The sequence below is a fragment of the Desulfosporosinus sp. HMP52 genome (assembly GCF_000765145.1).
Classification (GTDB): Bacteria; Bacillota; Desulfitobacteriia; order Desulfitobacteriales; family Desulfitobacteriaceae; genus Desulfosporosinus.
The window spans coordinates 34,739-46,496 of sequence record NZ_JMGA01000034.1 but is presented as its reverse complement, the minus strand read 5'-3'; the positions used below and the strand labels follow the sequence as shown (position 1 = coordinate 46,496).

Genomic DNA, 11,758 nt, shown 5'->3' with positions numbered 1-11,758 from the left:
TCGGCAGCGTTCGATGGGTATAAGTGACAGCCCTCAGATTCTCAATTCATTATTAAGAGACAAAAAGGTGCCATGCAGTTTGCATAAGGCACCTTTTTGTCTACGGTCTGAAAGGCCGTTGGCAACGGCCTTTTATTATTTTATTGACAGTTTTCCTAACTTTACTTGACGATGAGAACGGGACAAGTTGCTCTTCGAAGAACACGCTGGCTTACGCTTCCTAATACCGCTCCGGCTATTGGTCCATAGCCATGGCTTCCCATAACCACTAAATCAATATTCTCAGTGACAACCTCTTCTAAAATTATGGTCGAAGGGTGCCCTTGGATTACTTTTTTCTTGACAGGGATATTCTGAGTATTAATTCCTTCAAGAGTGGCTTCTAAGGTCAGCTTCCCTCTTTCTTCAATTTCTTCAAGAGTAATTTCAATAGAATAGGCTGAATTATAACCCCAATATGCTTCCGGAGTATAAGCTACAAACAAAAGGACAATTTCAGCCTGAAACTTCTGGGCAAACTCTAAGGCAGTTTTAAACGCTCGACGTGAGTACTCCGAGGCATCTGTGGCCACCAATATCCTTTTAAACATACTTCACCCTCCTACTATTTCAGATCTTTTACCACCATCATTAATGATCTGTCTACTACGGGGCTTCTGTTCCTAGGATAATCTTAAGTTTTGTAAAAACAGGCTATATTTTCCTTGATTGCAGATTATCACTTTATATCTAACAAGTCAATATTATTGCCATATGGCCTCAATTAATATTACCTATTTCAATTTTCTTACTTTACAATAAGTACCGGGCATTCCGCTCGTGGAAGGACGCGCTGACTTACACTTCCTAACAGAGAACCTGTAATTGGACCATAGCCATGGCTTCCCATGACCACCAAATCTGCCTCTAGTTTCTTAGCTTCTTCTAAAATCATTGTTGACGGATAGCCCTGTACCATTTTCTTCTGCACGGAAATATTTCCTACATCTATTCCTTGAAGGGTTGCTTCTAAGGCTTGTTCTCCTGCTTCATCAATTTGCTCTTGGGGAACCAGGATTCCGTAAGCAACGTTATTGCCCCAATAGGCCTCCCTGATATAACTGACGAACAAAAGCTCAATTTCTGCATCATATTTTTGGGCTATTTCTAAAGCAGTTATTAAAGCCCGACGAGAATATTCCGAGGCATCCGTGGCTACTAATATCTTTTTAAACATCCACTCAGCTCCTAACAATAAATTTTTCTTCGTAGTTCCTATTATACTATATTATACCATCTGATTCACTTGAATCCTAAATAATAATTGCTCTTTAAAGCTATAAGCTTAACCTCTGATTTTGGGTATGTATAATTCCAAGGAAACAGGCATACTCTTTACAGAGAACACCTGTTCTGTTAAAGTATTTATAAAAGAATCAGCTTCGCAAAAATCAATTTCTGATTAGGCTAGGTGATATGTATTGAGGATTTTAATGCAACCCGTTGAGATGATTGCTTGGTTCAACCTAGAAGGAATCCCTAATCCAATTCGATATAAGATTGCTTCATCTGACGCCTCCAAGGTAGTGGTTAAAGTTGACCGAATCGTTACCCGCTCCGAGGAAAAGCTTGCCGGCAATCGCATGATTATTTTTCGCTGCCAAAGTGAAGTTAGTGGACAATTAAGGGTCTACGAACTCAAATATGAGCTAAATACATGTAAATGGTATTTATATAAAGCCTAGTTGCTTTTATTCTTTGTTAACTCCATTAAACTTATGGCAGCAATCTTTCCAAACACTTTTTTAGAAATGAACCCCTAAGTTCGATACCTTTTATCTGAACCCCGGCTATTATTAGTTACTATTCGAAAGACTTAGGCATTCTTTTTTTCCAAAATCCACCTTTAAAATTTTTAGGTTCGTAAGAAACAACAAAGGCTTTAGGACAAAGTTTATCAAGAATGTCAATTAATTTACGTTCATTACTCCTCTTTGCCAGCACTTGCATCATAAGACGCTGTCCATCTTTGCCATCAGCTAACCAAGAAGTTACACCATAGCCATATTCTCTGAGCTTTGTAGGTATTTCTATTTCAACGCAATCCACTGTTACTTGAACAGTAACATAACCTAGGGCTAAATACTCTTCAATCCGACTTCCTGTATAGACTCCTAGACCGTAACCGATACAATAGGCTGCTAGATTCCAGTGATTATCGAGGTTTTGCAGAACTATTCCCAGCCCTGTCATATAAACGAAAACCTCAACTATAGAAAGAGCGGACGCTAAGCCTTTCTGCCCTTTAATTACGAAAATCGTCCGCAGAGTGTATAAGGATACGTAGACTACATTTATCCCTATTATAATTAAAATCAGTTCCATAAGCTCCTCCATTTCCACTCAGTATTTATTCTCTCTTCCTTTTATTCTACCTTTTTACTACGGCATTGTCACGGATAGATCCAATTACTATTTTTCACAGCCAGACAATTATCACAAACATATTATAGTGGTACAATCAAAGGTGAAGACCATTTTTCCCATGAATAAGTTAATGATATTCAGATAGGAGGCGAACTCATGATTCAAACGTATATACCAGGGCGTGGAAATATTAATCTGGAAATCCTAGTCTTAGACTATAATGGAACTTTAGCCTTAGATGGTAGAATGTTCGATTCTGTTAAAGAAAAGCTCAAGCGCTTATCACCTTATCTAGAGATCCATATTATCACCTCAGACACCTTCGGTTCCGTCGTCCAACAATGTGAGGGGTTACCCCTACAAGTTAAAGTATTAGAAAGCGCTGAACACATTAAAGAAAAGGGAGATTATGTGCTGAAATTTAGGCCTCGTGAAGTTGTGGCCATTGGAAACGGAGCAAATGATCAGTTAATGCTTCAGCACGCTCAATTAGGCATTGCCGTCATTGGCGGCGAAGGTGCCTCTGCACAGGCTCTTTTATCAGCTGATTTAGTTGTTAATGACATAGAAGACGCCTTCGGTTTACTCCTGGAGACTAAACGTCTTAAGGCAACTTTTAGACTATAAATGCCCAACCTGTCGTATTATATATACTCCTAATGTATATCCTCATGATAAAGGCAGATCATATCAGTATCACACTCAAAGGAGGAGTCTCCATGGAATCTGATACTTATAATGATACTCTGCCCTCAGTCGATCAGGATCTGACCTTACAAAGAATATCTCTAGGTATACATGGGGCACCAGAATTAAAACGCGACGAAAAGATGAACTACCTGGGAGAATTTCGCGAGCGCATTATTCGCCGCCTAACCCAAAAACAAGTTGCTGACAGATTTGTTTACACTGAGATAGAGGAAGCATTAAAACACGAAAAGAGCTCAAAAATGCTTATAAATGGCACCCTGAGCCCTCAATCAACTGATAAGTACATAAAATTAGCCCGTCAAGTTGATAAACCCTACACGATGATTTATGATCCACAACTTACCGGTAACACTGGATTAGTCGTAGTGAGTAACCAGGCCGTGGACATAAAAGATATTGACGTTCAACCGCAAAATTCGGATTCTCAAGACTAACTTTCAGATGAACTTAGGGACAAACGCTTATCCCTCGTCCCCAAAGACAATCCCCACAAGACGGGGCATGGCCTAGACAATCCATGTCTGACCGGAGAACCATATCACACCCTTCAACCCACTTACAATCAGGACATGAAGCATATTCACTATGAAGAACATTATAACGATATCTCATGAATTCAAGAGAAGTCCAGATTTCAAGCAAGGATTTCTCTTGGAGAGATCCAAAACTATGAGCTTCAATCTGTTTATATCTCCCAAAAACATATTCCGGGTAGGAATGCAAAAAACGATAACAGGAGGATACATGACCATCCCAACGCACGACGGCACTTTGAGTTTCTATGAATTTGCAGTACCGTTCAGTAGTTATCTCACTTTTCGGCAAGACCACCTCTACCCCTTTGGTCAAACCCGCGATTAGTGCTGCTTGAAAAACCTTATCTACTTCCTTAGACTTTGTAGGGCCATATAGAGTCTCCGAGATCATTTCTTCTCGCATAGGAATAACATGAGAAACAAAAATCCTAGTTACTCCTAACTGCCCAGCTTGTCGAACTGTTTCCACTAAAAAAGGAAGAGTATTCTTCATGACTACAAATTCCCATACTATCTCCGGCCCTCCCTGAGGTCTTTGCTCAGCAATATAACGCGTGCTCTCTAAAATGCCTTGAATATTTTGATGACGAATTGTGTCAAATGTATCTACATCAGTTGTGTCAATCGACAAAACAATCCTTGCTACTTTATGAGAAACGAGAAAGTCTATCAACTCTGTGTCCAAGGTAGTTCCATTTGTGGTTACAGTCACTTCATACCGGGAAGAGAAAAGTTCTATTGCTTGACGAAAATTATAGGCAATTGTGGGTTCCCCAATTCCGCCAAGGATTACTTCTTTAAGATCTGGGAATTGATTTACCTCTTCCGCAATTGAATTCAGCACTTCTTTAGACATGTCTCCCAAAGGTTCCTGCCACTTTTGACGATAACACATTTCACATGATAAATTACATCGGTTGGTCAATTCCAAGTAAAGACGTTCAATAGATGGTGTTGGATGAAAAACTAATTCAACAACATCTTTCATATTTGTCACCCTTCCTCTCCACTCTTAGACTTATTCTTATCTTCATGAAAAATACCCTGTGGCATTAAATATCCAGACTCTTCTTTCCGATTTTCTTCCACGAAGTAGCCTCTAGGGCAAATAGGTGTTCCATAAAAGCCTTTATAGCCTCTGAGGCCGTTTCTTGGTCTTTAGATCCGATTAAATAGAAAGAACGGGTTAATCGCTTTCCTTTAATTCTGATTGACTTTAATTCCTTGGCATTCAACTCTTTTTTTACAATCCAACGCGAGACTAAGGCGATTCCTAAACCTGCTGTTACAGCCTGTTTAACTGCTTGACCACTTCCAAAAACATAGGTTTTCCTGACCTCTATCCCCCATTCTTTAATAAGCTTATCACTGAACGCACGAGTTCCTGAACCCCTTTCTCTAAGAATCCATACTTGGTCTTGGAGATGCTCTGAAGTAACTATAGGGAGCCTTGCCAAAGGATGTTGATTGGGTACTACTAAAATAATTTCATCCTCCATGATTGGACGAATCATAATATCTGAATTATTTACTTCTCCTTCGACAAGAGCAATGTCTAAATAATTTGCTTGCACTGCATGAATTATCTCTTGCGTATTAGCAATAGCAGTATCAATCTCTATTTTGGGATATCTGGTTGCAAATTCTGCCACTACAGAGGGTAAAATATATTCTCCAATGGTATAGCTCGCTCCAACCCTTAAATCCCCTGTAACCACATTCGATAACTGCTTGATTTCCTGTTTGGCCTTATCCTGCAAAAGCAATATTTGCTTTGCATATCCATAGTAGATTTCACCAGACTGCGTAAGGGTTAAATGCTTCGATGTATTATCTATAAGCTTTGAGCCTAATTCCTCTTCTAAACTTTTTATTTGAGAATTTACATCTGGGTGAGTTAAATAAAGTTCTTCTGCTGCAAGAGAGGAATGTTTGTTCTCAACTATAGTCACGAAAATTCTCAATGGATCAATAATCACGATTACACCTCTTGTTTTTATAACTGTTTAATTTAACTAAACTTTTATTTTGTAGATTTGTATAATAATACTTCTTTTCTCAAAATTCCACAATGTCTGCCAACTTACACAGACCCATACTCTTGACGTTTGTAACTCTTCAGGCTTTGACTCCTTGTGGTTAACACTCAATCAATATATTATTATATATAACTCCCTAGTTGATTCCCCTTACTGATCTAATTTTATTCGTTGATCCTAAATTTTGAAAATTAGAGGTTAAAGACAATGCAAACTGCCTTAGTCATTGCAGTGGGAGGGGCCCTCGGGGCCCTCTCCCGCTATAGTCTTGGAGTATGGATCTCCAACAAATGGAATAGCAGCTTTCCCCTGCACACCTTTCTTATAAATATCTCGGGAGCCTTTCTCCTTGGTTTCTTACATATATTATTTGTTGAACGACTTAATGTAAGTCCTTTCTGGCGTTTGGGAATTGGTGTTGGTTTTTTGGGGGCCTTTACCACTTTCTCCACATTTGGTTTTGAAGTAATTTCCTTACTTGAAGGCGGAAGTTTTATAACAGCCGGATTGTATGTCATACTCAGCATTGTCGTTGGTTTTTCCGGAGTAGCTTTAGGAGTAAACCTAGCTCGTTTATTCTAAGCCCTCTAAATACGGAAGCGGTTTCTTGGTCGAATTCCCGTGTCTGCAGGTCAGTCCGTACCTAGCTTGCCTTTCTCAAGAATTAGTTTGTCACAAATTGGCAGCCAACCCTCTGTTGACACCAGTTATTTTTTGTTTTATAGTAAACTATATTCCAAGTAAAACAATTAAATATTGAATTCTCTTATCAAGAGTGGCGGAGGGACTGGCCCTATGATGCCCGGCAACCGATAGCGTAAGCTATAAGGTGCTAATTCCAGCAGAACCTTAGGTTCTGAGAGATGAGAGTAGCGTGTAAATAATATACGACCGCTTCTCTTGAAGTGGTCGTTTCTATTTATCCAGGAAACCTCAATAAATTCTCTCACAACATATCAACCCTCATTCTTACTGATTACAAGAACCATCCCCGTGTCTCACATTTCATCAGCAAATTAAGGAGGAGTTATCATGACTGAAATACGACAACTGGGTATCGAAACAATTTCCTTACACGGAGGGCAAAGCCCTGATTCCGCCACAAATTCACGGGCTGTTCCAATCTACCAGACATCTTCCTTTGTCTTCAATGACACTGATCATGCAGCCAATTTATTTGCTCTCAAAGAATCCGGTAATATTTACACTCGAATAACGAATCCTACCCAAGATGTTTTCGAACAACGCCTAGCTCTTCTGGAAGGAGGTATCGGCGCTCTGGCTACCGCTTCTGGCCAAGCTGCAATTACCTATGCCCTTTTAAATATTGTTCAAGCCGGAGACGAGATAGTTGCTTCAAGTTCCCTTTACGGCGGCACTTTTACCCTGTTCAACTATACATTTGCTAAACTGGGCATTAAGGTTCATTTCGTAGATGTTGACAAACCGGAGGAATATCGCTCAAAAATCACGGCTAAGACTAAGGCCCTATATACTGAAACCATCGGGAATCCCCTTATCAACATTGCGGATCTGGAGATAATTTCCGGTATCGCTCACCAGAACGGCATTCCCCTAATTGTTGACAATACCTTTGCCTCACCTTATTTATGTCGCCCCATCGAACATGGAGCAGACATTGTCGTTCATTCAGCAACAAAATTTATTGGCGGACACGGTACTTCAATCGGAGGTGTGATTATCGACTCCGGAAAATTCAATTGGAACAACGGGAAGTTCCCAGGGCTAAGCCAACCCGATCCCAGTTACCACGATATTGTCTTTACAGAAGCCTGTGGAAATGCCGCTTATATTACAAAAGCTAGAGTCTCCCTTCTTCGAGATACAGGAGCCTGCCTCTCTCCCTTTAACGCCTTCCTATTCTTGCAAGGATTAGAAACACTTCCTTTGCGTATGGAGCGTCATGTTGAAAACGCCCAAAAAGTAGCAGAATTCCTTGATCAACATGACTTAGTAACCTGGGTAAACTATCCTGGTCTGAAAAAAAGCCCTTACCATACACTCGCTGAAAAATATTTGCCCAAAGGGTCAGGATCAATCTTTACCTTCGGCCTCAAAGGCGGGCTTAACGAAGGAAAAAAATTCATTAACAACCTTCAACTCTTCTCTCACTTAGCTAATATCGGGGATGCTAAATCCTTAGTCATCCATCCAGCAAGCACCACTCATCAACAGCTTGATGAAGAATCCCAACGCAGCGCAGGGGTCTCACCGGATATGATCAGACTGTCCATTGGAATCGAAACAATTGCTGACCTGCTGGATGATCTAGATCAGGCCCTCCTGGCAAGTCAGCGTCCCTAACACTTGCCCTTAGGAAAGTCCCAGCAACTTGGGCACGCAACTTAGAAGCGATTCTTTTATTCACCTAGAAAGTTTTTGATCTTTTTCAATATAAATTGCGCCAACCGCTGATGGGATATTTATTAAACTTTGACTTCCCATCGACCCTCGCGCCTGAAAGGAGTTTATCCTATGCCTATCAAAATACCTGAGAATCTGCCGGCACTAAATATATTGCACCAAGAAAATATCTTCGTCATGGGAGAAGAACGCGCCTTTCACCAAGATATCCGTCCTTTGAAAATTGTGATTTTGAACCTCATGCCTCTTAAACAGGCTACTGAAATACAGCTATTAAGATTACTGGGCAATTCGCCTTTACAAGTAGATATTGTACTTTTGCATATCGAAAGCCATGTCTCTAAAAATACCGCCCAAGAGCATCTAGATTCATTCTATAAAAGTTTTAGTGAAATCAAGGCCCAAAAGTTCGATGGCATGATTATAACCGGAGCACCGGTGGAGCACTTAGACTTTGAGGAGGTAACTTACTGGGAAGAATTCCAAACTATACTGGACTGGACAACTACTCATGTAACTTCAACGATTCATATTTGCTGGGCAGCTCAAGCTGGTCTATATCATCACTATGGAATTCCTAAGTACCCTCTTGCTGAGAAAATGTTCGGGATCTTTAAGCATAATGTCAACAAAAGCGGCTTAAACGGAATGCAGCTCCTCCGTGGTTTTGACGATGAGTTTTATGTTCCCCACTCTCGTCACACAGAAGTTAGGCGTTCAGACCTTGAAACACACTCTGAATTAGAAATTCTATCAGAATCGAATGAAGCAGGTCTTTACCTTGTTGTCTCCAAAGATGGACGACAAGTATTTGTAACCGGGCACTCGGAGTACGATACCTTAACTTTAAAAGAGGAGTACGACCGGGACATCGCCAAAGGATTATCTATAGCTCTGCCGAAAGGATATTTTCCCAAGGATGACCCCACCAACACCCCTATTCATAATTGGCGTTCCCATACCAACTTACTTTTTCAGAACTGGCTGAATTACTACGTCTACCAAACGACCCCTTATGATTTAGGAGCACGTTGAAAAAAATGGTTGTCAGATCCTACTGACAACCATTTTTTTAATACATTTTATCTGTATGACGTAATGAAAATCTGCTTAATTGTTACTTAAACCCAGACCCTTGCGTTTTAATATTATATGGGCTTCGATATTATTAGCGACTTCAACGGGATCATCTCCGAGAGCCACCTTACCTCCGGTTAGCCCTTCTACATCCTCAGTCAATAGCTTGACCACATTAGGAGCACCGGTTACAAAGGGTGTCGGGGATAAGTGCGTATAGGCACCATATGCAACAGCAAAAATTCCGTCAATCGTTGCTTTTTGTTCCATCCATTCAGGAGCAGTGACGGCAATCGGTAATTGAGGAACATCAACATCTAAATGGTCTGCTAATGCCGTAACAAGCATGGAAATTCTACCGGTATCCGTACATGTTCCGAAGCTTAAAACCGGGGGGATTTTTAAAGCAGTACAGATTTCACCCAAACCTTTACCTGCCAGTTTTACCGCATCCATGTTACACAGTCCCGCAACCTCTAAAGCATGGTTTCCACACCCACCGGAAACCACCAAGATATCTCTTTTAATGAGCTCCTTAGTAAGGTTAATTGTGTTCCAGTCCTGTGGGCCATTTCTAATCGTAGAACAACTGACCAAAGCTACAACACCTTTAATTTTTCCTGCGGCTATTACATCAACAAGTGGATCGAGTTTATTGCCAAGGGCTTCTAAAACAGCTTCTGTAGAGAATCCGGCAATTGCTTTTTGGGTTATTTGAGGAACCTTTGGAACAACCTTTCCTTTGCGTTTTTTGAAGTTTTCAATAGCAATGTCTATAAGCTGATCAGCCATTGAATCGACTTTTTCCGGATGGTATGGAATCTTATGTTGGAGTCCGGGAACCCCAATAATTGTACTGACGCTGACCAAAGATACTTGATATTGTTCGGCATACATATCTATCGCAGGTGGAGAGCAGTTCTCATCCATTGCTAAAACATCCACTGTCCCGGTTGCCAGTAAAGGCTCGATTGATAACCAGTTCCCCATCATTCCTACAAAAACTTCATCCATTCCAAATCTTTGGACTAGCTCTTGTCCTGTTTCAATTGAACCGACAACCCTAAGTCCTTTTGCACCTGCAGCTTTCGCTCTTTCCTGAACTTCGGGCATTTTAGCTTTCTGTATAGTGGCAACTCCGGGCCAAGGCTGGTGTCCGTTAAACACAATATTGACATATTCAGGATCCATAATTCCTAAATCAACATTAACCTCATGGGGTTTAGGGGTACCAAACAAGATATCCTGAGTCATTTCCAGTCCAATCTGGGCGTTATAGATGGTTGCTAATCCTAAGCGCATCGCCTTAAAGGCTAAGGAAGCATAGTCACCGTCAACATTTGTTAAGCAGCTGGCAACTGAATTTTGTTCTTCATGGTTTACACCGGACGGATAGATATGTAGATCTTGCCAGACCTTTTTTCGCTTTTTAGGAGCAAAGGCTTCAACCATTAAATTAGGTTCTTCAGTCCCAATATTCAGTTGAGCATCGAGCAGATCGGCTAATTGTATGGCCATCTGGTTAGTATCCTGATTCGTATTGATTCCAAGCTTTTCACACATCCATTTAAGCTTATTAACATCGGTAATCTTAAAAGGAGTTTTTCCTTCACCAGTTGCCCGCAACGTTCTAAACGCCTCATAAGCATGATGACTATAAGTTCCTGCTCCCATGATGTTCTGCAGAAGAAACTTTCTTATAGCCATAGCATCCGGACCAATTCCGCAGACCCCTTTATCCTGTCCACCTTTTTCACTAATTCTGCACGGACCATGAGAACATTGTTGACAGGTTAGACCTTGCAAACAAAATTTACAACGTATTTTCTCTTGTTGAACCCAGCGGTCGAAGACATTGGACATTCCATCTTCACGGATTCGCGGCATCATCTCTTCTACTGAATCATGGTAGCTTAATCTACCTTCAGTTTTCTCTTGGATAGTTTCTGACATTTCCTATCTCCCTTCTTTTATTACTAGAAAAATTTTACCCATTATATTCCCCAATTATGTACTAGTCTTCATGGTTTATCCTAAGTTAATGAGTTTACGGCATTTCGTTTAGTCCATATTTTTTATTAAATCTGCTCTTGATGTAATAGTAAGTATTCAAAAATGGAAAGCTAAAAACACTATAAATTAATTAATGGAGGGTTCCTAATGAACGAAGGTACGGATATAAAAACTAACCCCGATTATATAAAAGCCAAGAATATTGTTTATTATATCTTAGGTGTGCTGGAGGTTTTATTTGCCTTCCGCCTGGTTTTTAAGCTTCTGGGAGCAAATCCAAAAAGCCCCTTTGTTTCATTCATATATTCAGTATCCCAAGCCTTCTTAGTTCCCTTTAATGGTATTTTTCCGTCTGCTGTTACTAAAGGTATTGAAACCCAGTCAATTTTGGAGCCAACCACCATTATTGCCATGATTGTCTATGCTATTATTGCCTGGGGGATAGTAAAGTTAATTGAGATTAGCAAATCTTCTTCAAAACCCGGTATTCGTTAAATTAGCTTGATAAAGACACTACTCATGTACGATAGTTTGGCCTCCCCTAACGAAACCTTGTTAGGGGATTGCTTTTTTATAGGAGTATCAAACGAT

Annotated in this window: 13 protein-coding genes and 1 riboswitch; of the genes, 7 read left to right on the top strand and 6 right to left on the bottom strand. The window is 40.4% G+C overall.

The window, feature by feature from the left end; genetic code table 11:
- Positions 1-161: 161 nt before the first annotated feature.
- Positions 162-590 (bottom strand): universal stress protein, encoded by a 429-nt coding sequence (locus DP73_RS14040; RefSeq protein WP_034600319.1) that lies wholly within the window; start codon positions 588-590, stop codon positions 162-164.
- A gap of 197 nt (positions 591-787) precedes the next feature.
- Positions 788-1,216, bottom strand: coding sequence for a universal stress protein (locus DP73_RS14035; protein WP_034600318.1), 429 nt, complete (start codon positions 1,214-1,216; stop codon positions 788-790).
- A 256-nt stretch (positions 1,217-1,472) separates the two neighbouring features.
- Between DP73_RS14035 and DP73_RS14030 the strand changes: the two genes are divergently transcribed.
- Positions 1,473-1,724 (top strand): hypothetical protein, encoded by a 252-nt coding sequence (locus DP73_RS14030; RefSeq protein WP_242865765.1) that lies wholly within the window; start codon positions 1,473-1,475, stop codon positions 1,722-1,724.
- Between the two features lie 118 nt (positions 1,725-1,842).
- On the opposite strand, the gene DP73_RS14025 is transcribed toward DP73_RS14030, so the two are convergent.
- Positions 1,843-2,376: a DUF2179 domain-containing protein gene (locus DP73_RS14025; RefSeq protein WP_052090685.1), complete on the bottom strand. Its 534-nt coding sequence runs from the start codon at positions 2,374-2,376 to the stop codon at positions 1,843-1,845.
- A gap of 186 nt (positions 2,377-2,562) precedes the next feature.
- Here DP73_RS14025 and DP73_RS14020 point away from each other — a divergent pair, with 186 nt between their 5' ends.
- The gene (locus DP73_RS14020) at positions 2,563-3,033 is read left to right on the top strand and encodes an HAD hydrolase family protein (protein ID WP_034600315.1); all 471 of its coding nucleotides are present in this window, start codon (positions 2,563-2,565) and stop codon (positions 3,031-3,033) included.
- A 92-nt stretch (positions 3,034-3,125) separates the two neighbouring features.
- Complete coding sequence (locus DP73_RS14015) at positions 3,126-3,551, top strand: YueI family protein (RefSeq protein WP_052090683.1); 426 nt, start codon at positions 3,126-3,128, stop codon at positions 3,549-3,551.
- A gap of 13 nt (positions 3,552-3,564) precedes the next feature.
- On the opposite strand, the gene DP73_RS14010 is transcribed toward DP73_RS14015, so the two are convergent.
- Together DP73_RS14010 and DP73_RS14005 are read right to left on the bottom strand one after the other, a co-directional pair.
- Positions 3,565-4,641: a radical SAM protein gene (locus tag DP73_RS14010; protein WP_052090681.1), complete on the bottom strand. Its 1,077-nt coding sequence runs from the start codon at positions 4,639-4,641 to the stop codon at positions 3,565-3,567.
- A 64-nt stretch (positions 4,642-4,705) separates the two neighbouring features.
- On the bottom strand, positions 4,706-5,632 hold the full coding sequence (locus tag DP73_RS14005; protein WP_034600314.1) for a LysR family transcriptional regulator: 927 nt from the start codon (positions 5,630-5,632) through the stop codon (positions 4,706-4,708).
- Positions 5,633-5,899: 267 nt separating this feature from the next.
- On the opposite strand from DP73_RS14005, the gene crcB reads away from it, so the two are divergent.
- The 3 genes from crcB (at position 5,900) to metA (ending at position 9,112) form a co-directional block, all read left to right on the top strand.
- The gene (gene crcB, locus DP73_RS14000) at positions 5,900-6,274 is read left to right on the top strand and encodes a fluoride efflux transporter CrcB (RefSeq protein ID WP_034600313.1); all 375 of its coding nucleotides are present in this window, start codon (positions 5,900-5,902) and stop codon (positions 6,272-6,274) included.
- A gap of 181 nt (positions 6,275-6,455) precedes the next feature.
- Positions 6,456-6,562, top strand: a riboswitch (SAM riboswitch).
- 162 nt (positions 6,563-6,724) lie between these two features.
- Positions 6,725-8,017: a homocysteine synthase gene (locus DP73_RS13995; RefSeq protein ID WP_034600312.1), complete on the top strand. Its 1,293-nt coding sequence runs from the start codon at positions 6,725-6,727 to the stop codon at positions 8,015-8,017.
- 171 nt (positions 8,018-8,188) lie between these two features.
- Entirely contained in the window at positions 8,189-9,112 is a 924-nt protein-coding gene (gene metA / locus DP73_RS13990) for a homoserine O-succinyltransferase (protein WP_034600311.1), read from the top strand.
- Positions 9,113-9,187: 75 nt separating this feature from the next.
- On the opposite strand, the gene cooS is transcribed toward metA, so the two are convergent.
- The gene (gene cooS, locus DP73_RS13985; protein ID WP_034600310.1) at positions 9,188-11,107 is read right to left on the bottom strand and encodes an anaerobic carbon-monoxide dehydrogenase catalytic subunit; all 1,920 of its coding nucleotides are present in this window, start codon (positions 11,105-11,107) and stop codon (positions 9,188-9,190) included.
- A 207-nt stretch (positions 11,108-11,314) separates the two neighbouring features.
- Here cooS and DP73_RS13980 point away from each other — a divergent pair, with 207 nt between their 5' ends.
- The gene (locus DP73_RS13980; RefSeq protein WP_034600309.1) at positions 11,315-11,662 is read left to right on the top strand and encodes a YggT family protein; all 348 of its coding nucleotides are present in this window, start codon (positions 11,315-11,317) and stop codon (positions 11,660-11,662) included.
- The last annotated feature ends 96 nt before the right edge of the window (positions 11,663-11,758 follow it).

Excerpts from the sequence above, each read along its gene's own strand:
- DP73_RS14040 (WP_034600319.1), bottom strand. The coding sequence starts at position 590 with ATGTTTAAAAGGATATTGGTGGCCACAGATGCCTCGGAGTACTCACGT.
- DP73_RS14035 (WP_034600318.1), bottom strand. The coding sequence starts at position 1,216 with ATGTTTAAAAAGATATTAGTAGCCACGGATGCCTCGGAATATTCTCGT.
- DP73_RS14030 (WP_242865765.1), top strand. The coding sequence starts at position 1,473 with ATGCAACCCGTTGAGATGATTGCTTGGTTCAACCTAGAAGGAATCCCT.
- DP73_RS14025 (WP_052090685.1), bottom strand. The coding sequence starts at position 2,376 with ATGGAGGAGCTTATGGAACTGATTTTAATTATAATAGGGATAAATGTA.
- DP73_RS14020 (WP_034600315.1), top strand. The coding sequence starts at position 2,563 with ATGATTCAAACGTATATACCAGGGCGTGGAAATATTAATCTGGAAATC.
- DP73_RS14015 (WP_052090683.1), top strand. The coding sequence starts at position 3,126 with ATGGAATCTGATACTTATAATGATACTCTGCCCTCAGTCGATCAGGAT.
- DP73_RS14010 (WP_052090681.1), bottom strand. The coding sequence starts at position 4,641 with ATGAAAGATGTTGTTGAATTAGTTTTTCATCCAACACCATCTATTGAA.
- crcB (WP_034600313.1), top strand. The coding sequence starts at position 5,900 with ATGCAAACTGCCTTAGTCATTGCAGTGGGAGGGGCCCTCGGGGCCCTC.
- DP73_RS13995 (WP_034600312.1), top strand. The coding sequence starts at position 6,725 with ATGACTGAAATACGACAACTGGGTATCGAAACAATTTCCTTACACGGA.
- metA (WP_034600311.1), top strand. The coding sequence starts at position 8,189 with ATGCCTATCAAAATACCTGAGAATCTGCCGGCACTAAATATATTGCAC.
- cooS (WP_034600310.1), bottom strand. The coding sequence starts at position 11,107 with ATGTCAGAAACTATCCAAGAGAAAACTGAAGGTAGATTAAGCTACCAT.
- DP73_RS13980 (WP_034600309.1), top strand. The coding sequence starts at position 11,315 with ATGAACGAAGGTACGGATATAAAAACTAACCCCGATTATATAAAAGCC.